This is a genomic window from Marmoricola sp. Leaf446, assembly GCF_001424755.1.
Taxonomy (GTDB): Bacteria; Actinomycetota; Actinomycetes; order Propionibacteriales; family Nocardioidaceae; genus Marmoricola.
In genome coordinates this window covers 99,323-119,540 of sequence record NZ_LMRF01000005.1, presented here as the reverse complement: position 1 = coordinate 119,540, position 20,218 = coordinate 99,323, and the positions used below count along the sequence as shown (strand labels likewise).

Below are 20,218 nucleotides of genomic sequence, written 5' to 3'. Positions count from 1 at the left end.
CGTCATACGTGGTGGTCGTCCGGGCGACCGGTTCGCATGACGTCCTGAGGGGGTGTCGGGACGTCATCGGGAGCGTGGGTTCCAGGCCACGATCGTGATGACGTCCGGTGGTGCGTACGCCGGGCCCGGCGCCGACCGGGCGACACGGTCAGCGGGCAGACCGCGCGTGGGCCCGCAGGCCGAGCGCCAGGGCGATGCCCCAGACGAGGAACAGCGGGTCCCACAGCAGGGCGTGCCCGACCATCGCCGGGCGGTCGTAGCCGCCGTCGGGGTCGATCACCCCGGAGAGCACCAGTCCGCCGACGACGGTGTTGAGCCCGCCCCAGAGCACCAGGACCGCGGCCCCCAGCCAGCACAGCACCCGCCACCCCCGCCCGAGGCGGCCACGACGGGCGAGGAGCGGCGGCACCAGCGCGCCGGCGAGCTTGACCGCCGCGACGACGAGCAGCACCCAACGGGCGTCGGCGAACTGCTCGACGACGCGCCGGCCGAGGGTCTCGAGCAGCGCGTCGCCGCCCAGGCCCCAGTAGGCGCTCACGGCGGCGTGCAGGGTGCCCGCGACCGCGGCCACCACGAGCCCGGCCGGGACGGGCCGTCTCACCACGGGCTCACGACTGGGTGGCGAGCGCCAGCGGCAGGACGGGGCCCGAGCCGGCGGCCCGGAGCGCCTGGGCGGCCAGCGTGAGCGACCAACCGGTCGCGACGAGGTCGTCGACCAGCAGCACCGGCCCGCCGTCGAGGTCGCCGGTGACCTGGAGGGCGTGGCGGCGGCGTACGGCGGCCACGCGCTGCGCCGAGTTGGACGACCCGGCCAGCGGCGGGACGGAGTCGTCGGCCACCGCCCAGGTGGCGACCACGGGGATCCGCATGGTGCGGGCGATCCCCTGGGTCAGGTCGGCGACGAGCTGGGGTCGCCGGGCCGAGCCGACCTGGACCACGCCCGTCGGTCGGGCGGGCCAGTCGGGCGCCCACTCGCGCATCACGGCCATCACGGCCTCGACCAGCTGCGGGGGCACGGGCCCGTCGGGCGCGCCCTCGGCGAGCAGGCCGCGGAGCTGCTGGCCGTAGCCGAGGTCGGTCAGCCGGGCCACGGCCCGGCCGGGCTCGGCGGGCTCCTTGAGCTTGCCGGTCAGGTCGATGCCCATGCCGGCCAGCGCGGTCGGCCACATCTTGCGCGGGGCGACCGTGACGCCGGGTCGGCGCAACTGCTCGCCCGCGGCCTCGACGGCGGCGTCGCTGACCGAGCCGGCCAGGCTGAGCCCTCCGCAGTTGTCGCAGCGGCCGCAGTCGGCGGCGTCGGGGTCGTCGAGCTGCTCGCGCAGGTAGCGCATCCGGCAGCCGGTGGTCGCGACGTAGGCCAGCATCGCGTCCTGCTCCTGGCGTCGCGCCTCGGCGACGCGGTCGAAGCGCTCCTGGTCGTAGGCCCACTCCTGCCCGGTCGCGGTCCAGCCGCCGCGGACCCGGTCAACGGCACCGTCGACGTCGAGCACCTTGAGCATCGTCTCCAGGCGGGTGCGGCTGAGGTCGACGTGGGTCTCGAGAGCGGCGGTCGACAGCGGCGTGCCGGCGTCGGTGAGCGCGCGCAGCGTGCTGCGGACGTGCTGCTCGGGCGGGAACGCCAGCGACGCGAAGTAGCGCCAGATCTCGCGGTCCTCGAAGGCGGGCAGCAGCACCACGGTCGCGTCGTCGGTGCCGCGACCGGCACGGCCCACCTGCTGGTAGTAGGCCACCGGGGACGACGGCGCGCCGACGTTGACCACGAACCCGAGGCGGGCGTCGAAGCCCATCCCGAGCGCGCTGGTGGCGACCAGGCACTTGAGCCGGCCGGCCAGCAGGTCCTGCTCGAGCGCGAGGCGCTCGGTGGCCTCGGTCTGCCCGGAGTACGCCGCGACGGCGTGGCCGCGCGAGCGGAGGTGCTCGGCGATCTCCTGGGTGGCGGCGACCGTGAGCGTGTAGACGATCCCCGACCCGGGCAGCTCGTCGAGGTGGTCGGCCAGCCACGCCAGCCGGTGCTCGGGACGCTCGAGCTCGACGACGCCGAGGTGCAGCGACTCCCGGTCGAGCGTGCCGCGGAGCACGAGCACGTCGTGGCCGAGCTGCTCGGCGACGTCGTGGGTGACCCGGCTGTTGGCGGTCGCGGTGGTGGCCAGCACCGGGATGCCCTCGGGCAGCGTGGCCAGCATCTGGCGGATCCGGCGGTAGTCGGGCCGGAAGTCGTGGCCCCAGTCGGAGATGCAGTGGGCCTCGTCGACCACCAGCAGCCCGACGGTCTCGGTCAGCTGGGGCAGCACCTGCTCGCGGAAGGAGGGGTTGTTGAGCCGCTCGGGGCTGACCAGCAGCACGTCGACCTCGCCCGCGTCGACGCGGGCCCGCACCGACTCCCAGTCCTCGAGGTTGGTGGAGTTGATGGTCGCCGCGCGGATGCCGGCGCGCTGGGCGGCCTCGATCTGGTTGCGCATCAGGGCCAGCAGGGGCGAGATGATCACCGTCGGGCCGGCGCCGAGCTCGCGCAGCAGGGCGGTGGCCACGAAGTAGACCGCCGACTTGCCCCAGCCGGTGCGCTGCACCACCAGGGAGCGCCGCTGGTGGACCACGAGCGCCTCGATCGCCGCCCACTGGTCGTCGTGGAGGGTCGCGTCGTCGGAGCCGACGAGGGCGCGCAGGTGACGTTCGGCCTCGTCGCGGGTGTCCATGCCCCTGAGTGTGTCAACCGGGTCCGACAGCCGCCCGGCGGCGTCCACAGGGGCGCCCGCGAGCCCTCTCAGGAGGCGTCGGCCCGGTCCGCCCGGCGGGCCACGACGGCCCCGGTGTTGGTGGCCAGCGCGACCAGCGAGGGGGAGAGCGCCACGGCGTACGGCCAGAAGGTGGTGCTGACGCCGTCGGTGGGCAGCGGGGTAGACGTGCGCCGTCCGGTGCGCAGGTCGAGCACGTGCAGCGCGTCGGTGCCCGCGACCAGGACGTGGTCGTCGTCGAGCAGCGGCACCGCGGCCAGCTCGGAGCCGTAGGGCAGGAACTGCGGGGTCGCGGGCACGCTGAAGGCCCAGAGCCGCCGTCCGTCCGTCGTGTCGTACGCCGACCAGCGGGTGCCCGCGCGCACCAGCACCCGCCCCGCGCGCACCGTCGCGTCGTACGCCGTCCCGCGGGCGGGCACGACCGACCAGGCCTCCCGTCCGTCGGTGTCGAGGGCCACGAGCCGCCCCTCGGCGTCCCCGGCGTCCCACCGTGTCAGCACCGCCCGGTCCTGCGTGGTGCCCACCACCGAGACCCCGGCGCCGGCGGGCAGGTCGTCGGTCCACCGGGCCTGACCGGTGTCGGCGTCGAGCAGCGCCAGCGCGGGCCCGGCCTCGCGGCGCTCCAGTGCCGCCGGGTCGAGCAGGTCGGTCAGCGGGCTGCCACCGACCAGCAGGCCGCCGTCGAGGGAGCCCAGGAAGTCGGTGCCGGTCAGCGTGGTCTCCCGCTCCCAGCCGGGTCCGTCGGGGCCGAGCCGGGTCAGCAGGTCGCCGGCCAGCACCGCCACCCCGTCGTCGAGCAGCTGCGTGGAGACCGCCGCCTCCCGCGACAGCGCCTCGCCGCCGAGACGGGCGCACCAGCGCCGCTCGCCGCTGTCGGCGTCGAGCACCACGACGTCGGGGGCGTGCTGCGTCGGCAGGGTGAGGACGACGTAGCGGGAGTCGTCGGCGTCGTACGTCGACCGCTGGGTGCTGACCGCCACGCTCCACCGCGGCTCGAGCGTCCGGTCGTCGAGCATCGTGAAGTCGGGGTCGTCGCGGGTGCGGACGCCGATGCCCTGGCCGTAGCCGCCGACCTGCGCCCACTGCTGGTAGTCGTAGCCGACCGCGCCGAGCACCTCCCCGACGGGCCCGCCGTCCTCCTGGAGCACCTCGACCAGCCGGTCGCGCCGCTCGTCGGGGTCGGCCGCGCGGGCCTCGGCGTCGAGGAAGGGGCTGGCGGAGTCGGCCGCGGCGTACGACGTGACCTCGGCGCCGCACCCGGGAGCGGCCTCGCGCCGGGTCAGCCAGGTGCCGACCCCCGCCGCGACGACCGCGACGACCAGCGCCACCACCAGCCATCTCCCGCGCACGCCGGTCAGCGTAGGCGCGGGCTCACCCCCGGCGCCGCCGGATCTCCTCGTTGACGGCGGGGACGACCTCGTGCATGTCGCCCACCACGGCGTACGTCGCCTTGGTCATCATCGGCGCGTCGGCGTCGGTGTTGACGGCGAGGATCACCTTGGAGCTGGCGCAGCCGGCCCAGTGCTGGATCGCGCCGGAGATGCCGCAGGGGATGTAGACCTCCGGGGAGATCCGGCTGCCGGTCTGGCCGACCTGCTCGTGGTGGGGCCGCCAGCCGAGCGAGGTGACCACGCGGGAGACCCCGAGCTGGCCGCCGAGCAGCTCGGCGAGCTCGAGCGCGTCGCCGAAGCCCTCCGGCCCGCCGGCGCCGCGCCCGGCGCCGACGACGACGCGGGCCGACTTCAGGTTGCCGGCCGCCTCGGTGTCGACGGGCTGGACCGAGACCGCCTGGACGGTCAGGTCGCCGGGCTCGAGGGCGACGGCGAGCGGGGTGAGCGTGGCCGGTCCGGCGGTCTCGGCGGGCGTGGCCTCGACCGCGTGGCCGGCGACGCTGAAGACGGCCGGGCGCGAGCCGAGCCGCACCTCCTCCAGCGCCGCGCCGCCGACGACCTGGCGGGTGACGGTGAAGGGGGAGAGGCCCTCGAAGGCGACGACGTTGGCGGCCATCGCGACGTCGAGCTCGGTGGCCACGCGCGCCATCACGTCGTTGCCGCGGTTGGTTCCGCCGCCCATCAGCACGACCGCCCGGGTCTGCTCGCGCGCCGCGAGCACCGCCCGGGCGTGGGCGGCACCGGAGAAGACGTCGAACTCGCCCGTGTCGGCGTGCAGCACCGTGCGCACCCCGGCCTCGGCGAGCTCCTTGGGCCCGGCGTCGCCCAGCGGTCCGCAGACCACGGCGTCGACGGGGATGCCCCCGCCGGCGGCGGCCAGGGTGCGGGCGAAGGCGACGGCCTCCAGGGAGACCTCCGCGACGACGCCGCGCACCGTCTCGACGTAGACCACGATCATCGGGCCACCCCCAGCTGCTGCAGCAGGTCGACGACGGCGGGCGCCGCCTCGGGTCCCTCGCCGAGCAGGGTCGAGGTCGACGACTGCGGGGCGGGCACGCGCAGCCGCACCCGGCCGCTGCCCACGGGCTCGGCGCTGAGGGCACGCTCCTCGACGGGGATCTTCTTGGCCTTCATCCGGCCGGTGATGGTGGGGTAGCGCGGCTCGACGCCGCCCTCCAGGACCGTCACCACCGCGGGCGTGGGCACCCGGTAGGTCTCGCGCCCCTCGGCCACGTCGCTGACCAGCGTCGCCCGGTCGCCGTCGAGGGTGACGGTCTGCACCCCGGTGACGACGGGCCGGTCGAGCAGCCGGGCCAGCCGGATGCCGACCTGGAAGTCGCCGGAGTCGGCGGCGTCGTTGCCCAGCAGCACCAGGTCGTACGACGCTCCGCGCGACGCCTCGTGGTCGGCCACCACCGCGGCGACCTCCCGTGCCACGTCGGCCGGACCGAGGGTGACCGGGTCGGCCTCGACGAGCACCGCCGCCGCGCAGCCGACGCCCAGCGCCGTGCGCAGCTGCTCGACCGCGTCGGCCGAGCCGACCGTCAGCACCGTCGCCGACCCGCCGGTCGCGGCCGCGAGCTGCACGGCCGTCTCGACCGCGCACAGGTCGTGGTTGGACAGGGTGTGGCCGACGTAGCGGGCGTCGGCGGACTGTGCGTCGTCGCTGAGCAGCACCTCGCCGGAGAAGTCCGGGACGCGCTTGACGCAGACCAGCACGTCGGCCATCAGCGCAGCCGCTCGTTGTCGGGGTCGAGCAGCGGCGTCGCGTCCACCGAGCCGACCGTGACCGGGTAGAGCTCCTCCATGTAGGACACGGCGAGCCGGTTGCCGATCGTGGCCTCCTCGGGCGGCAGGAACGCCAGCAGCACGTGCTTGCCCAGGGAGGGGGCCGACCCGGCGCTGGTGACGTAGGAGTGGTGGCCGTGGCCGTCGGTGAGCAGCTGCCCGTCGGTGGTCAGGATCGGCTCGCCGCCGAGCATGTAGCGCTTCACGCCGCTGGCCGAGGTGTGGTCGTCGACGGTCAGCGTGCACAGCACCGCGGCCGGCGCCGCCTCCCGCTGGGCGAGGTAGGCCTCCCGGCCGAGGAAGTCGGCCGCCTTGACCTTGGGCCGCTGCATCCCGGTCTCCACGATGGTCCGCTCCGCGTCGAGCTCGGCGCCGAAGGCGCGGTAGCCCTTCTCGAGGCGGCCGGTGGTGCCGTAGACGCCGATCCCCACCGGCCGCACGCCGTGCTCACGTCCGGCCGTGAGCAGCGCGTCCCACAGCGAGGCCGCCGCCGAGAACGGCACGTAGAGCTCCCAGCCGAGGTCGCCGACGTAGGAGATCCGCGAGGCCAGGACCGGGGCGTCGACGCCCTTGACGTCGATCTCGCGCGAGGTCAGGAAGCCGAAGCCGCCGTCGCTGAGGTCGTCGGAGGAGAGCGAGGCGAGCACCTCGCGGGCCTTCGGGCCCCAGATGCCGATCGTGGAGACCTCCTCGGTGACGTCGGCCAGCTCGGCGCCGTCGACGAGGCGGTCGGTGAAGTGCTTGCGGTCGGCCATGCCGTGGGCGCCACCGGTGACGACGCGGAAGCGGTCCTCGCCGAGACGCATCACGGTCAGGTCGGAGAGGAACCCGCCCTTGGCGTCGAGCACCGGCGTGTAGACGACCTTGCCGACCGCGACGTCGCACTGGGCGACGCAGGTGCGCTGCACCGAGGCGAGCGCGCCCGGACCGGTGATGTCGAAGATCGAGAACGCGGTCAGGTCGACGACGCCGGCGTGCTCGCGCATCGCGAGGTGCTCGGCGTTGATGATCGGGCTCCACCAGCGGCTGTCCCACTCGTGCTCGCGGGGCATCACCCGGTCGCCGTACGTCTCCAGCAGGTCGGCGTTGGAGTCGTACCAGAACGGCCGCTCCCAGCCGACGGTCTCGTGGAAGACGGCGCCGAGCGCCTTCTGCGAGTCGGCCATCGGGGAGTAGCGGACCTCGCGGTCCGAGCCCCACTGCTCGCCGGGGTGGACGATCCCGTAGGTCTTGTTGAACGCCTCGCTGGTGCGCGCCCGGACGTGCTCGCGGGTGGTCTCGTGGGGGTGGAAGCGGGCGATGTCGCTGTGGTGCAGGTCGATCTCGGAGTGGCCGTGGGTCATCCACTCCGCCACCGCGCGTCCGACGCCCGGACCCTCCTTGATCCAGACCGCGGCCGAGACCCACAGGCCCTTGACCTCGCTCTCGCCCAGGATGGGGTTGCCGTCGGCGGTCAGCGAGAGCAGGCCGTTGATGGCGTAGCGGATCTCCGCGCCCTCGGCGCCGAGCAGCTCCGGCATCAGCTCCAGGGCCTCCTCGAGCTGCTGGTCGAAGTCGTCCTCGGTGAACGGCATCTCGGTCGGGCTGAGCCGGGCCTGCTCGATCGAGGGGATCTCCTCGGGCTCGTGCAGGATCGGCCGATGGGCGTAGGAGCCGACCTCCATGTCGGCACCGTGCTGGCGCTCGTAGCAGAAGGTGTCCATGTCCCGGATGATCGGGAACGAGATCTCGCCGTCGGTCTCCGCCAGCTGCGGGCACGGGCCGACCGAGATCATCTGGTGCACCGCCGGGGTCAGCGCGATCCGCACGCCGGCCATGTCGCCGAGCTTGGGGCTCCAGACGCCGGCGGCGATCACGACGTACGACGCCTCGATGGTGCCCTGGTCGGTGACGACGCTCCGGATGCGCCGTCCGTGCTCGCCGTCCTCGACGACCAGGTCCTCGACCTCGGCCCCCGCGACGACGGTGAGCTCGCCGGTGGCCAGCGCCTGCTCGCGCATGATCGTGCCGGCGCGGAGGCTGTCGACGACGCCGACGGTGGGCGTCCAGAACGCGCCGATGATCTGGTCGGGGTCGAGGAACGGCACCTTCTCGACGACCTGCGCCGGGGTGACCAGCTCGGAGTCGATGCCCCACGCCTTGGCGCTGGACATCCGGCGCCGCAGCTCCTCCATGCGCTCCTCGGTGCGAGCGACCTCGAAGCCGCCGGACTGGGTGAAGACGCCCATCTCCTGGTACTGCCGGACCGAGTCCATGGTCAGGTCCGTGATCTCCCGGGAGTGGTCCACCGGGAAGATGAAGTTGGACGCGTGACCGGTCGAGCCGCCCGGGTTGGGCAGGGCTCCCTTGTCGAGCTGGACGACGTCCTTCCACCCCAGGCGGGTGAGGTGGTGGACCAGGCTGTTGCCGACGATGCCGGCGCCGATCACGACGACGTTGGCGGTGCTGGGGACGGTGGCCACGGGCCCTCCCGGAGTTCGAGTCTGAGTTGCGTCATGTGCAACGCGGTGCGCTATGCGGAACGCGACTCCATCGTCACCCCGGTGGTTCGGGGGTGTCAAGCACCGCGGCGGGCCGCTCGAGCACGATCTCGAGCCCGTCCTCCTCGTCCCACTGCTCACCGGTCTCGACGAAGCCGTGGGCCTCGACGAGGGCGCGCGAGACGTGGTTGTCGGGGCTGACGGTGGCGCGCACCACCCGCACGTCCGGGTGGGCGGCGGCCACGGCGAGGAGGGTCTGCAGCGCGTGCCGGGCGTGCCCCCGGCGGCGGTGCGCGGGGTCGGTGCGGTAGCCCACCTCGACCATCCCGGCGTCGTCGGGCGGGCCGTGGAAGCCGGCCACGCCGACCGGCACCGCGACGCCCGGCACCACGACAAGCCGGGTCACCCACGCCGCGTCGTCGGGCCGGGCCGTCACCTGACGGCTGCGCAGTCCCCACAGGGGCCGCAGCCCGGGGTCGGCGACGTAGCCGCCCACGACGGGGTCCGCCGCTCCCGCCGCGCCCCGGGCGAGCGCGTGCAGGAGCGGCGCCGGCACCTGCACCAGCCGCAGCCGCGACCGGGTCGGGTCCGGGTGCGGCCACGGCTCGGAGGTGATGCTCACCCGGACCCGCCCGGCGTCAGCCGAGCCAGGCCTCGACCTTGTCGGGGTTCTCCTCGATCCACTTCTGGGCCGCCGCCTCGGGCTCCATCTTGTCCTTGGCGATGTACTTCGCGACCTCGTTCTGGTCGTCGTTGGTCCACTCGAAGTTCTTCACCAGGTCGACGGCGGGGCCGCCCTCCTCCACCCACGAGGTGGAGGCGACCTTCTTGAGCGTGGTCACGGGGTAGTCGCAGGCGACCTCGGCGGGGTCGTCCTGGCACCCGTCCTCGTAGTCGGGCAGCTCGACCTTCTTCAGCGGTACCTCGGCGAAGAGCCACTGCGGCTCGTAGAAGTAGCCGATCAGGAACTCCTTGTCCTTCTCGGCCTTCTCGAACGCCTCGATGCTGGCGGCCTCGGAGCCGGAGAAGACGACCTTGAAGTCCAGGTCCAGGTTGCTGACGATGGCCTCGTCGAACTGGACGTAGGACGGGTCGGCGCCGAGGAACTGGCCCTTGCCGCCGGACTCGGAGGTCTTGAACTGCTGGGCGTACTTGTCGAGGTTCTCGTGGTCGAGGATGTCGGGGTACTTCTCGGCGAGCCACGGCGGGACGTACCAGCCGATGATCCCCTCGTTGCCGGTCGGGCCGAGGTCCTGGGCGCTGCCGTCGCCCTCGCCCTCGAAGAACTTCTTCTCCAGGTCGGGGTGGCCCCAGTCCTCGATGACGAGGTCGACCTCCCCGGTGCCGAAGCCCTGCCAGGAGACGTCCTCCTTGAGGTCCTTGTAGTTCACGGTGCAGCCGAACTTCTCCTTGGCCAGCGTGCCGACGACGTAGGCGTCGGCCTGGTAGCCGACCCACGGGTTGACGGCCATGTTGAGCTCGCCGCAGTCGCCCGAGGCGGCGGCGTTCTCCTTGTTCTCGCTGGTCTGCTCGTCGATCGAGCTGCTGCCGCAGGCGGAGAGGGCCAGGGTGGCGCACGCCGCTGCGGCGGCGAGCCTCCCGGACCGCTTCAGGCTCGTCCTCATCGTGGTCTCCAGGTGTGTGCGGTGGTGCGGTGGATGGGGGTGGTTCCGGTGGTGCCGGGGTGGAGCTGGGGTTGGAGCGGGGATGGTGCTGCGGCGTACGGCGCCGCGCCGGGTCGGGGGTCGGGGGTCGGTCAGGTCCGGGTCGGTGAGAGCCGGCGCGGCAGCGTGAAGCGGCTCCGTGCGTCGACGCGGCCGCCGGTGCGGTCGGCGGCCGCCCGGGCCACCCGGTCGAGCATCAGCCCGAGCAGCACGATGGTGATGCCCGCGGCCGCGCCGAGCCCCCACTCCTCGCTGCGCGAGAAGCCGAGCACGACGTCGTAGCCCAGCGCCTGGGCGCCGACCAGGCCACCGATCACGATCATGGCCAGCACGTAGAGCAGCCCCTGGTTGGCGGCCAGGGCGAGCGAGCCGCGGGCCATGGGCAGCTGCACCTGGGTGATCTCCTGCCACGACGTGGTGCCGGTCGAGCGCGAGGCCTCCAGTGTCGTCTCGGGCACGGCGCGGACGCCGTCGGCGACGAGCTTGATGGCCGCGGGTGCGGCGTAGACGATGGCGGCCGCGATGGCCGCGAACCGCCCGAAGCCGAAGAGCGCCAGGACCGGGATCAGGTAGCAGAAGGCCGGGATGGTCTGGCCGGCGTCGAGCAGCGGCCGCAGCAGCAGGTCGACCCGGCGGCTGCGGGCCATCCACACGCCGAGGACCAGGGCGATCACCATGACCAGGACGGTCGCGACCAGCACCATCGTCAGGGTCAGCATGGTGCTGTGCCACAGGCCGAGGAGCAGGATGCCGGTGCCGAAGACCACCGTGGGCACGACGGCCCGCAGGCCGCCCAGCGCGGCGGAGACCAGCACGAGGGCGCTCGCCGCGAGCCACCACGGCGACTCGGCGAGCAGCGACTGCATCGGGTTGAGCAGGCCGTAGGAGATCGCGTTGCGCAGCGCCTCGCCGGCGCCGCCCAGCACCCCCACGACCGCGTCCGTGGCCGAGTCGAGGGTGTCGGCCAGGTCGCGGCCCAGGGAGGTCTCGGGCCAGGCCGCGAGCGGGAGGTAGGTGCGGGAGAGGTAGACGCAGACCAGGACGACGACGCCGCCGACGCCGAGCACCACCGTGCGGGCGCGTCCGCGCAGCCCCCGGCCCCGCGCGGCCAGCTCGGCCCGCTCGCTGGCGGCCGTGGTGGCGCGGTCGAGCATGATCGCGGTCAGCACGATCAGCAGCCCGGGCACCAGGGAGGCGCCCACGTCGTTGCGGATCAGCGCCGACAGCACCGGCTCGCCGAGCCCCGGCCCGTCGACGTACGACGCGATGATGGCCATCGACAGGGCCGCCATCGTGCTCTGGTTGAGGCCGACCACGATGGTCGTGCGGGCCAGGGGCAGCTGCACCTTGCGGAGTCGCTGCCAGCTCGTCTGCCCGGTCGAGTCGGTGGCCTCGATGGCCGAGGTCGAGACGGCGCTGATGCCGTAGCCGCCGATGCGGATGAGCGGCGGCAGCGCGTAGACCAGGGTGCACACGATCGCGCTCGAGACGCCGATGCCGAAGAAGAGCACCACCGGCAGCAGGTAGACGAAGGTCGGCATGGTCTGCATCGCGTCGAGGACCGGCGTGATCACGGCCCGGGCGCGTCGGCTGGTGCCGACGGCGACGGCGAGCGGCATCCCGATCACGACGACCGCGGCGACGGACAGGCCGGTGACGAGCAGCAGGTCGATGCCCTGCTCCCAGTAGCCGAGGACGCCGTAGGACACGAAGGTGACCGCGACCAGCACCGCGATGCGCAGGTTGGCCACGGCCGTCCCGGCCCAGGTCGCGAGGGCGACCACGCCGAGCCAGCCGATCTGGGGCACCGGACGCGGGAAGGCCGGGAGCGAGAACACCTGCTGGAGCTCGCCGAACAGCGTGCGGATCCCCTCGCCGACGGCTCCGGTGAAGGCGACGAGCGCGTTGGTGTCGCGGCTCGCGATGACGCCGTCGCGGAACTCGCCCAGCCAGCGCATCACGTCGGTGCGCTCGCGGCCCGCGAGCTGGAGCGTGTCCTGCCCGCGCACGACGAGCCACAGCAGCACCCAGCCGACGACGACCGCGACGACCAGCACCCAGCGCGACGGACCGCTGCGCGCCTCCGGCTCGGGAGACGCCGCGGGGGTCGTGTCGACCGCCGGGGTCGTGGTGTCGGTGGCCGTGCTCATCGGCGCTCGCCCGACCCCTGTCGGGCCGAGGGCGGGGCCTGCTCGGCGACCACGACCCGCAGGATGGCGTCGTCGTCGACGATGCCCACCAGCTCGCCGTCGTCGACGACGCGCACCGGGTGGTCGGAGGCCAGCGCCGCCTGGGCGGCCTCGCGCACGATGGTCGAGGAGCTCATCACCGGGCCCTCGGAGGAGTCGTCGGGGCGCGGGGGCCGCATCACCCACTTCAGCGTCAGCACGTGGGAGCGGGGGACGTCGGAGGTGAAGTCGGCGACGTAGTCGTCGGCCGGGGCGCCCACCACCTCGTCGGGCGTGCCGACCTGCACCACCTCGCCGTCGCGCAGGATCATGATCCGGTCGCCGAGCTTGAGCGCCTCGGCGAGGTCGTGGGTGATGAAGACCATCGTCTTGCCGACCTCGCGGTGCAGCCGGATGACCTCGTTCTGCATGTCACGACGGATCAGCGGGTCGAGCGCGGAGAACGGCTCGTCGAAGAGCAGCATCGACGGGTCGCCGGCCAGCGCCCGCGCCAGGCCGACGCGCTGCTGCATGCCGCCGGAGAGCTGGTCGGGGTAGCTGGTCTCGTAGCCCGAGAGACCCACTAGGTCGACGACCTCGCCGGCCTTGGCGCGCCGCTCCTTCTTGCTCATCCCGCGGACCTCGAGGCCGTAGGCGACGTTGTCGATGACCTGCTTGTGGGGCAGCAGCCCGAAGTGCTGGAACACCATCGAGACCTGGTGGCGGCGCAGCTCGCGCAGCTGGGACTCCGAGCAGCTGGTCACCTCGTCGTCGCCGATCCGCACGGTGCCGTGGGTGGGCTCGATCAGCCGGGTCAGGCAGCGCACCAACGTGGACTTGCCCGAGCCGGAGAGGCCCATCACCACGAACACCTCGCCCGGCGCGACGTCGAAGGAGACGTCCTTGACGCCCACCACGCAGCCGGTCTTGGCCTTGAGGTCGGCGCGCGAGAGCTCGGCGTCCGGCGTGCCGATGATCCTGTCGGCCTTGGGGCCGAAGATCTTCCACAGGTCACGGACCTCGAGGCCGGCCCCGCCGGTGCGGCCGGTGGCGTCGGGGGTGGGCCGGGCGTCGGTGGCGGTCATGGCGTGTCCTCAGCTGTCGCGGGGATGGGCGCCAGGTCGTCCTGGCGGGCGGCGCCGGGGTGCTGGTGCGGGTGGATCGAGCGGCCGTACGCCGCGGCGACGCGCGGCGGCACCGGCTCGCTGTCGTTGCGGGGGTCACCGGGAGGGTGGAGCGGGGAGCCGCCGCGGTGGCGGTAGTACGGCGTGTCCGTCGGCGCGAGCGGGGTGTTGCCCAGGACCAGGTCGGCCGCCTTCTCGGCGACCATCATCACCGGGGCGTAGATGTTGCCGTTGGTGACGTAGGGGAACACGCTGGCGTCCACCACCCGGAGCCCCTCGACCCCGTGGACCCGCAGCGAGTCGGGGTGGGTGACCGAGCCCGCGTCGAGACCCATCTTGGCCGTGCAGGACGGGTGCAGCGCGGTCTCGGCGTCCCGACGCACCCAGTCGAGGATCTCCTCGTCGGTCTCCACATCCGCCCCGGGCGACAGCTCACCGCCGTCGAACGGCGCGAACGCCGGCTGGCCCAGGATCTCGCGGGCGACCCGGACGGCCTCGACCCACTCCCGGCGGTCGTTGGGCGTGGTGAGGTAGTTGAACTGCATCCTCGGCTTGCGCCGCGGGTCGGTGCTGTCGATGCGGACCCAGCCGCGGGTGTCGGCATACATCGGGCCCACGTGGACCTGGTAGCCGTGGGCGTAGCGGTCCTGCCCGGCCGGGGGCGACCCGTCGTAGCGGATCGCGATGGGCAGGAAGTGGAACATCAGGTTGGGCCAGTCGACGTCGTCGTTGCTGCGGGCGAAGCCCCCGCCCTCGAAGTGGTTGGACGCGGCGGTGCCGGTGCGCCGGACCAGCCACTCCAGCCCGACCAGCGGCCGGTTGCGCCACTTCAGTCCCTCCACGATGGAGACCGGCTGGAGCGAGGCGTGCTGGACGTAGACCTCGAGGTGGTCCTGGAGGTTCTCGCCCACGCCGGGCAGGTCGTGGACCACCTCGACGCCCAGGGGCCGCAGGTGGTCGGGGTCGCCCACGCCGGAGAGCTGGAGCAGCTGGGGCGTGCCGATGGCGCCGCCGCACAGCAGCACCTCGCCCGCGGCGGCGTGGCGCCGGGCGCGGCCGCCGCGCAGGTAGTCGACGCCGACGGCCCGCGTGCCCTCGAAGCGCACCCGGGTCGCCTGGGCGAAGGTCTCGACGGTGAGGTTGGGCCGGTGCATCACGGGGTGGAGGTAGGCCCGGGCGGCCGACATCCGCACGCCCCGGACGATGTTGCGGTCGAAGCGCCCGAACCCCTCCTGGCGGTAGCCGTTGACGTCGTCCGAGCGCGGGTAGCCCGCCTGCTGGGCAGCCTCGAAGAAGGCGCTGAACAGCGGGTTGGTCGCCGGGCTGCGCTCGAGGACGAGCGGGCCGGACCCGCCGCGCCAGGCGTCGGCGCCGACCTGTCCGTCGGGCAGCACGAGCGACTCCATGCGTCGGAAGTAGGGCAGGCAGTGGCGGTAGTCCCAGCGCTCCAGGCCGGGGTCAGCGGCCCAGCGCTCGTAGTCCATCGGGTTGCCGCGCTGGAAGATCATCCCGTTGATCGAGCTCGAGCCCCCGAGCACCTTGCCGCGGGCGTGGTAGACCCGGCGGCCGCCCATGCCCGGCTCCGGCTCGGACTCGTAGCGCCAGTCGTAGAGCGGGTTGCCGATCGGGAACGGCAGCGCCGCCGGCGCGTGGATCAGCGGGTCGAACCGGTCGGTGCGGCCCGCCTCCAGCACGAGCACGGTGGTGGAGGGGTCGGCGCTGAGCCGGTTGGCCAGGGCGCACCCCGCCGAGCCGCCCCCGACGATGACGAAGTCGTAGCGGTCGCGGCGGCTCACGACGCGCTCCCGTCGGCGAACCAGTCCGATCGCGCCGGCGCGATGTTGTGCCAGACGTGCTTGACCTCCTGGTACTCCGCCAGGCCGTGCTCGCCGAGCTCGCGTCCGATGCCCGACTGCTTGTAGCCGCCCCACTCGGCCTGGGCGACGTAGGGGTGGTAGTCGTTGATCCACACCGTGCCCATCCGCAGCCGGGCCGCCACCCGCTGGCCCCGGCCCGCGTCGCGGGTCCACACCGCGCCGGCCAGGCCGTAGATCGAGTCGTTGGCGATGCGGACCGCCTCGTCCTCGCCGCTGAAGGTCTCCACGGTCAGCACCGGCCCGAACGACTCGTCCTGGGCCACGCTCATCGAGGAGTGCACGTCCCCCAGCACGGTCGGGGCGAAGAAGAACCCCTGGGCCAGGTCGCCGTCGGTCACCCGGTGGCCGCCGACGAGGACGGTGGCGCCCTCGGCCACCCCGGCCTCGACGTAGGCCGTGACCTTGTCGAGGTGCGCCTGCGAGATCAGGGCCCCGGTCTCGGCGTGCTCGTCGAAGGGGCCGCCGAGCCGGATGGCGGCGGCGCGGCGCACGAGCTCGGCGGTGAAGTCCTGGGCGACCGCGTCCTCGACGAGCAGCCGGGCGCCGGCGGAGCAGACCTGGCCGGAGTGCAGGAACACCGCGGTCAGCGCCATGTCGAGCGCGACCTCGAGGTCGGCGTCGGCGAAGACGATGTTGGGGTTCTTGCCGCCGAGCTCGAGGGCGACCTTCTTCACCGTGCGCGAGGCCGCGGCCATGATGCGCTTGCCGGTCTCCAGGCCGCCGGTGAAGGAGACGAGGTCGACGCGGGGGTCCTCGCTCAGCAGCGCGCCGGCGTGGGGCCCGTCGCCGAGGACGAGGTTGCCGACGCCCGGGGGCAGCCCGGCCTCGTCGAGCAGGCGCAGCAGGTGGATCGCCGTGCTGGGCGAGAGCTCGCTGGGCTTGATCACGAAGGTGCAGCCGGCGGCGAGCGCGGGTGCGACCTTCCACGAGACCTGGAGCAGCGGGTAGTTCCACGGCGTGATCAGGCCGCAGACCCCGACCGGCTCGGTGACGACGCGGCTGACGACGCCGGGGTTGCCGGTGTCGACGACCCGCCCGGCGCCCGCGTCGGCGACGTGGCCGAAGTGGCGGAAGACGCTGGTGACGTCGTCGATGTCGAGCTCGCTCTCGGCGAGCCGCTTGCCGGTGTCGAGGGATTCCGCGCGCGCGAGCTCGGCCCGGTCGCGCTGGAGCAGGTCGGCCACGCGGAGCAGCAGGTCGCCGCGCTCGCGGGCGCTGGTGCCGGGCCAGGTGCCCTCGTCGAACGCGGCACGGGCCGCGGCCACGGCCGCCTCGGTGTCGACCTGCGTCGACTCGTCGACCTCAGCCACCAGCGCGCCGTCGGCGGGGCAGCGGATCTCGCGACGACCGCCGGCGCGCGCCGAGGTCCAGGCTCCGGCGATGAAGTTCTCGGGCATCTGCTCATCCGTCCTGGCCGTCGGCGCCTGCGGGGCGACCGAGCGGCGTCGTCGTGGACACCATCGGGTCGGGGAGGGTCCCCGTCAAGGTGCGGGGTGGTCGCGGTGCAGACCGAGCCGCCCCCGGCCCCGGCGCCCCACCGGGCGTCTCGCCGGGCGCTTCACCGGGCGCCCCAGCCGAGGCGGTGGGAGAGCTCGTCGGCCGCCTCGACCAGCAGCGGGAGCACGTGTGGCATCCGCTCGTCGGTCAGCCGGAAGGTCGGTCCCGAGACGCTCACCGAGCAGACGACGTCACCGTGGGCGTTGCGCACCGGCGCCGCGGCCGCGGCCAGGCCGACCTCGAGCTCGTCGACGGCGAGGGCGTAGCCCTGCTCGCGGACCAGCTCCAGCTCCTTGCGCAGCGCGGCCCGCGAGGTGATGGTCAGCCCGGTGTACGACGGCAGCCGGCCCAGCAGCTGCTTGAGCTCGTCGTCCTCGAGCCAGGCCATCAGCACCTTGCCGTTGCTGGTGGCGTGCAGCGGGATGTGCTGCCCCACCCAGTTGTGCGGCTGCAGCGCGCTCGGTCCGGCCACCTGGTCGAGGTAGAGCGCCGACCCGCCGCTGAGCGTGGCCAGGTTGACCGTCTCCCCGGTCGCGGTGGCCAGCTGCTTGCACAGCGGCCGGGCCTCCTGCACCACGTCGAGCCGGGCGCTGGTGGCCCCGGCGAGACGGAGCAGGCCGACCCCGAGGCGGTACTTGCCCCGGCCCTCGACCTGCTCGACCAGCCCGTGCTGCTCCAGCGTGGCCACCAGCCGGAAGGCGGTGCTCTTGTGCACCGCGAGGGCCGCGGCGACCTCGGTCACCCCCGACTCGCCCGAGCGTGCCAGGATCTCGAGGATCCGCAGTGCCCGGTCGACGGACTGCACGCCCCCCGGGGCGGCCGGCAGCAGCTCCTCGTCCGATGCCGTGTTGCTCATGGCGCGAACCTAGACCTCATCGCGCAACTCCGCCAGGTGGGTGCGTGGGTGGTGGGGCGGGGCGACACAATGGCGCCCATGCTCGCCAAGTACGCCACCCGGTGCGCCGCCTGCCCGACCCGGATCGCGCCCGGCGAGGAGATCGTGCGCTCCGCCGACGGCTCCGCCTGGGTCCACGCCGCCTGTGCGGGCGCGGCCCCGACCGACAGCGACGCGCCTGCGAAGGCCCTGGCCAAGGCCCCCGCCAAGGCCCCGGCCGCGAAGGCCGCGAAGCGGACCGCGAAGCGCGTCCCGATGGTGCAGACGGCCGACGAGCCGGTGCCGGCCGGCACCACGGTCGCGTTCACCGACGGCGCGTGCCGGGGCAATCCCGGCCCCGGCGGCTGGGCGTGGGCGGTGCAGGACGGGCCGCAGGGATCGGGCCACGACCCGGCGACCACCAACCAGCGGATGGAGGTGCGGGCGGCCTACGAGGCGATCGTGGCGCTGCCGGGGCCGCTGGTGGTGGTTAGCGACTCGACGTACGTCGTGAACTGCTTCAAGAACGGGTGGTGGGTCGGCTGGCGCTCGCGCGGCTGGGTCAACTCGGCCAAGAAGCCGGTGGCCAACCGCGACCTGTGGGAGCCGCTGATCGACCTGGTCGAGGAGCGCGGCGACGTGTCGTTCCGCTGGGTCAAGGGCCACTCCGGACACCCGATGAACGACCTCGTCGACCGGCTGGCCGTCGAGGCGAGCCACCAGGCGGGCTGAGGCAGCCTGCGGCCGCGGGTCAGGGCCCGACCAGGCCGACCGCGACCCGCAGCAGCGGACCCGGGCCCGCTGTGGCGACGGGGTGGGGGACGGACCCGACGTCCGACCCGCCGGCAGCGCCGTCGTCCGCGAGCGGCAGCGTGAAGGAGAACCTCGAGCCGACGCCCGGCTCGCTCTCGGCCCAGATGCGGCCGCCGTTGGCCTCGACGATGCGGCGCGTGATGGAGAGCCCGAGACCGGTGCCGGACTGCTGCCGGGCGTCGTCGGGCTCGACCTGGTGGAAGCGGTCGAAGACGGCCTCGAGCTCGCCCGGGGGGATGCCCCGACCCGTGTCGGCGACCGAGACCAGCAGGGCCTCGCCCGTGCGGCGGGCGTCGACGGTGACGGTGCCGCCGGGCGGGGTGAACTTCAGGGCGTTGCCGACCAGGTTGACCAGCGCCTGGGTGATCCGGTCGCCGTCGCACACGACCCGGGCGGGGCAGGCGGCGATCCGGACCACGACGCCGGCGTCGCACGCCAGCACGCTCAGCGACCCGACGGCGTCGGCCAGCAGCGGGAGCAGGTCGTGCGGGGCGGGGTGGACGCCGAACTCGCCGCTCTCGAGACGCTCGAGGTCGATGATGTCGTCGACCAGTCGGGACAGCCGTTCGCTGCCTCGCGCGGCCATCTCCACCACCGGCCGGGCGGGGGCGGGCAGCTCGCCGGCATCGCCGTCGGCCAGCAGCTCGAGCGAGCCGCGGATGGCGGTGAGCGGGGTGCGCAGCTCGTGGCTGACGGCGGAGACGAACTCCTGCTTCATGGCGTCCAGGCGCCGGTGCTCGGCGGTGAGCTGCTCCAGCTCCTGGGTGCGGTCGGCGACGCGGCGCTCGAGGTCGCCGCGCAGCCGCAGGTTGGTGGTGGTCAGCAGCACCTGGCGCAGGCCGGTGATCCCGAGGACGAGCGCGACCAGGACCGCCTGCGCGGTGTCGCTGACGCCGGCGACCACGGCGACGCCGAGCGCGGCGAAGGCGGCGAGGTCGGGCAGCAGCGGGGCGACCGGCCCGGTGAGGTGGGGCAGCAGCCGGCGGACGCGGGTCTCGAGCGTCGCGGCGGCCAGCGCGGAGCCGGCGAGCAGGAGCGCGGCCACGACGTACCCCAGCAGGTAGGCGTCGCCCAGCTGCTCGTCGCGCACGCTGCTCAGCGCGAAGCCCAGGTCGGCGACCGCGAAGACGGCGAAGGTGGAGGCGATCAGCACGACGTCGACGCGCAGCCGTCCGGCCGTGCGGAGCAGCAGCACGACCAGCAGCGACATGATGACGACGTCCATCACGGGGTAGACCAGGAACACGAAGGCGCGGGTGCCGGTCAGGGTCCGCGCCACCTCGCTCAGGCCGAGCGCCATGCTGAGCAGCAGCGTCGAGGAGGCCACCACCAGGCCGTCGAGCAGCGCCGGTCGCCAGGCGCGCCGCAGGCCGCTCGCCATCGGGTAGCGCAGCAGTGCGACGCCCGCGGGCACGACCGCGGCGAGGTAGAGCGCGTCGGACCAGGACAGCGAGCGGGTGCCGTCGGAGCCGCCGTCGGCGAGCCAGTACGACGCCGCCACGGTGTTGAGCAGGATCATCAGCGCAAACAGCAGCCAGGACAGTCGCATCGGGCCGGTGTTGCGCAGGGCGGCGTACGACGCGCAGACCGAGGCGAGCGCGGCGGCCAGGACGCCGACCGAGTCGCTGTTCACCGGGCCCCACGACTGCCCACCGAGGATGACGACGCACGACAGCACGAGCAGCGACCCGACGAGGGCCGCACCGAGCCGCAGCACGGCCCGGTCGAGGCCCGGGGACGCCCGGAGGCGCGGCGACGGCATGGAGGTACGTTCCCACCCCGAAGCGGATGAAACCTCTTAAATGCCCTG

15 protein-coding genes are annotated in these 20,218 nt (G+C 73.8%); 1 reads left to right on the top strand and 14 read right to left on the bottom strand.

Annotation, left to right across the window (positions count from 1 at the left end; all coding sequences use genetic code 11):
• Positions 1–148 precede the first annotated feature (148 nt).
• From ASG49_RS13275 to ASG49_RS13215, 13 genes are all read right to left on the bottom strand, one after another.
• Positions 149–601 carry a DUF3995 domain-containing protein gene (locus ASG49_RS13275; RefSeq protein WP_156384338.1) on the bottom strand — a complete coding sequence of 151 codons (453 nt, stop codon included), beginning with the start codon at positions 599–601 and terminating at the stop codon, positions 149–151.
• A gap of 7 nt (positions 602–608) precedes the next feature.
• Positions 609–2,693 (bottom strand): DEAD/DEAH box helicase, encoded by a 2,085-nt coding sequence (locus tag ASG49_RS13270; RefSeq protein WP_056542651.1) that lies wholly within the window; start codon positions 2,691–2,693, stop codon positions 609–611.
• Positions 2,694–2,761: 68 nt separating this feature from the next.
• Positions 2,762–4,081 carry a PQQ-binding-like beta-propeller repeat protein gene (locus ASG49_RS13265; RefSeq protein ID WP_156384337.1) on the bottom strand — a complete coding sequence of 440 codons (1,320 nt, stop codon included), beginning with the start codon at positions 4,079–4,081 and terminating at the stop codon, positions 2,762–2,764.
• A 22-nt stretch (positions 4,082–4,103) separates the two neighbouring features.
• A complete protein-coding gene (locus tag ASG49_RS13260; RefSeq protein ID WP_056542649.1) occupies positions 4,104–5,081 on the bottom strand; it encodes an electron transfer flavoprotein subunit alpha/FixB family protein in 978 nt (325 codons plus the stop codon).
• The gene (locus ASG49_RS13255) at positions 5,078–5,851 is read right to left on the bottom strand and encodes an electron transfer flavoprotein subunit alpha (protein ID WP_056542648.1); all 774 of its coding nucleotides are present in this window, start codon (positions 5,849–5,851) and stop codon (positions 5,078–5,080) included. Before ASG49_RS13255 ends, ASG49_RS13260 begins: the two co-directional genes overlap by 4 nt.
• A complete protein-coding gene (locus ASG49_RS13250; RefSeq protein ID WP_056542647.1) occupies positions 5,851–8,373 on the bottom strand; it encodes an FAD-dependent oxidoreductase in 2,523 nt (840 codons plus the stop codon). Before ASG49_RS13250 ends, ASG49_RS13255 begins: the two co-directional genes overlap by 1 nt.
• A gap of 73 nt (positions 8,374–8,446) precedes the next feature.
• Positions 8,447–9,013, bottom strand: coding sequence for a GNAT family N-acetyltransferase (locus ASG49_RS13245; RefSeq protein WP_200936320.1), 567 nt, complete (start codon positions 9,011–9,013; stop codon positions 8,447–8,449).
• A gap of 16 nt (positions 9,014–9,029) precedes the next feature.
• On the bottom strand, positions 9,030–10,016 hold the full coding sequence (locus ASG49_RS13240) for an ABC transporter substrate-binding protein (RefSeq protein WP_056542645.1): 987 nt from the start codon (positions 10,014–10,016) through the stop codon (positions 9,030–9,032).
• Positions 10,017–10,147: 131 nt separating this feature from the next.
• Positions 10,148–12,205: a proline/glycine betaine ABC transporter permease gene (locus tag ASG49_RS13235; RefSeq protein WP_082534128.1), complete on the bottom strand. Its 2,058-nt coding sequence runs from the start codon at positions 12,203–12,205 to the stop codon at positions 10,148–10,150.
• Positions 12,202–13,308, bottom strand: coding sequence for a glycine betaine/L-proline ABC transporter ATP-binding protein (locus ASG49_RS13230; RefSeq protein WP_056542644.1), 1,107 nt, complete (start codon positions 13,306–13,308; stop codon positions 12,202–12,204). The genes ASG49_RS13235 and ASG49_RS13230 overlap by 4 nt, the downstream gene beginning before the upstream one ends.
• The gene (gene betA / locus ASG49_RS13225; RefSeq protein ID WP_082534127.1) at positions 13,305–15,143 is read right to left on the bottom strand and encodes a choline dehydrogenase; all 1,839 of its coding nucleotides are present in this window, start codon (positions 15,141–15,143) and stop codon (positions 13,305–13,307) included. The genes ASG49_RS13230 and betA overlap by 4 nt, the downstream gene beginning before the upstream one ends.
• Complete coding sequence (locus ASG49_RS13220; protein ID WP_056542642.1) at positions 15,140–16,621, bottom strand: aldehyde dehydrogenase family protein; 1,482 nt, start codon at positions 16,619–16,621, stop codon at positions 15,140–15,142. The genes betA and ASG49_RS13220 overlap by 4 nt, the downstream gene beginning before the upstream one ends.
• A 161-nt stretch (positions 16,622–16,782) precedes the next feature.
• Positions 16,783–17,577 carry an IclR family transcriptional regulator gene (locus ASG49_RS13215; protein WP_056542640.1) on the bottom strand — a complete coding sequence of 265 codons (795 nt, stop codon included), beginning with the start codon at positions 17,575–17,577 and terminating at the stop codon, positions 16,783–16,785.
• A 78-nt stretch (positions 17,578–17,655) separates the two neighbouring features.
• On the opposite strand from ASG49_RS13215, the gene ASG49_RS13210 reads away from it, so the two are divergent.
• The gene (locus ASG49_RS13210; protein WP_082534161.1) at positions 17,656–18,327 is read left to right on the top strand and encodes a ribonuclease H; all 672 of its coding nucleotides are present in this window, start codon (positions 17,656–17,658) and stop codon (positions 18,325–18,327) included.
• Positions 18,328–18,346: 19 nt separating this feature from the next.
• Here the strand turns inward: ASG49_RS13210 and ASG49_RS13205 are convergent, their stop codons facing one another.
• A complete protein-coding gene (locus tag ASG49_RS13205; protein WP_056542638.1) occupies positions 18,347–20,170 on the bottom strand; it encodes a cell wall metabolism sensor histidine kinase WalK in 1,824 nt (607 codons plus the stop codon).
• Between the last annotated feature and the right edge of the window lie 48 nt (positions 20,171–20,218).

Excerpts from the sequence above, each read along its gene's own strand:
- ASG49_RS13270 (WP_056542651.1), bottom strand. The coding sequence starts at position 2,693 with ATGGACACCCGCGACGAGGCCGAACGTCACCTGCGCGCCCTCGTCGGC.
- ASG49_RS13260 (WP_056542649.1), bottom strand. The coding sequence starts at position 5,081 with ATGATCGTGGTCTACGTCGAGACGGTGCGCGGCGTCGTCGCGGAGGTC.
- ASG49_RS13255 (WP_056542648.1), bottom strand. The coding sequence starts at position 5,851 with ATGGCCGACGTGCTGGTCTGCGTCAAGCGCGTCCCGGACTTCTCCGGC.
- ASG49_RS13240 (WP_056542645.1), bottom strand. The coding sequence starts at position 10,016 with ATGAGGACGAGCCTGAAGCGGTCCGGGAGGCTCGCCGCCGCAGCGGCG.
- ASG49_RS13235 (WP_082534128.1), bottom strand. The coding sequence starts at position 12,205 with ATGAGCACGGCCACCGACACCACGACCCCGGCGGTCGACACGACCCCC.
- ASG49_RS13230 (WP_056542644.1), bottom strand. The coding sequence starts at position 13,308 with ATGACCGCCACCGACGCCCGGCCCACCCCCGACGCCACCGGCCGCACC.
- ASG49_RS13220 (WP_056542642.1), bottom strand. The coding sequence starts at position 16,621 with ATGCCCGAGAACTTCATCGCCGGAGCCTGGACCTCGGCGCGCGCCGGC.
- ASG49_RS13215 (WP_056542640.1), bottom strand. The coding sequence starts at position 17,577 with ATGAGCAACACGGCATCGGACGAGGAGCTGCTGCCGGCCGCCCCGGGG.
- ASG49_RS13210 (WP_082534161.1), top strand. The coding sequence starts at position 17,656 with ATGCTCGCCAAGTACGCCACCCGGTGCGCCGCCTGCCCGACCCGGATC.
- ASG49_RS13205 (WP_056542638.1), bottom strand. The coding sequence starts at position 20,170 with ATGCCGTCGCCGCGCCTCCGGGCGTCCCCGGGCCTCGACCGGGCCGTG.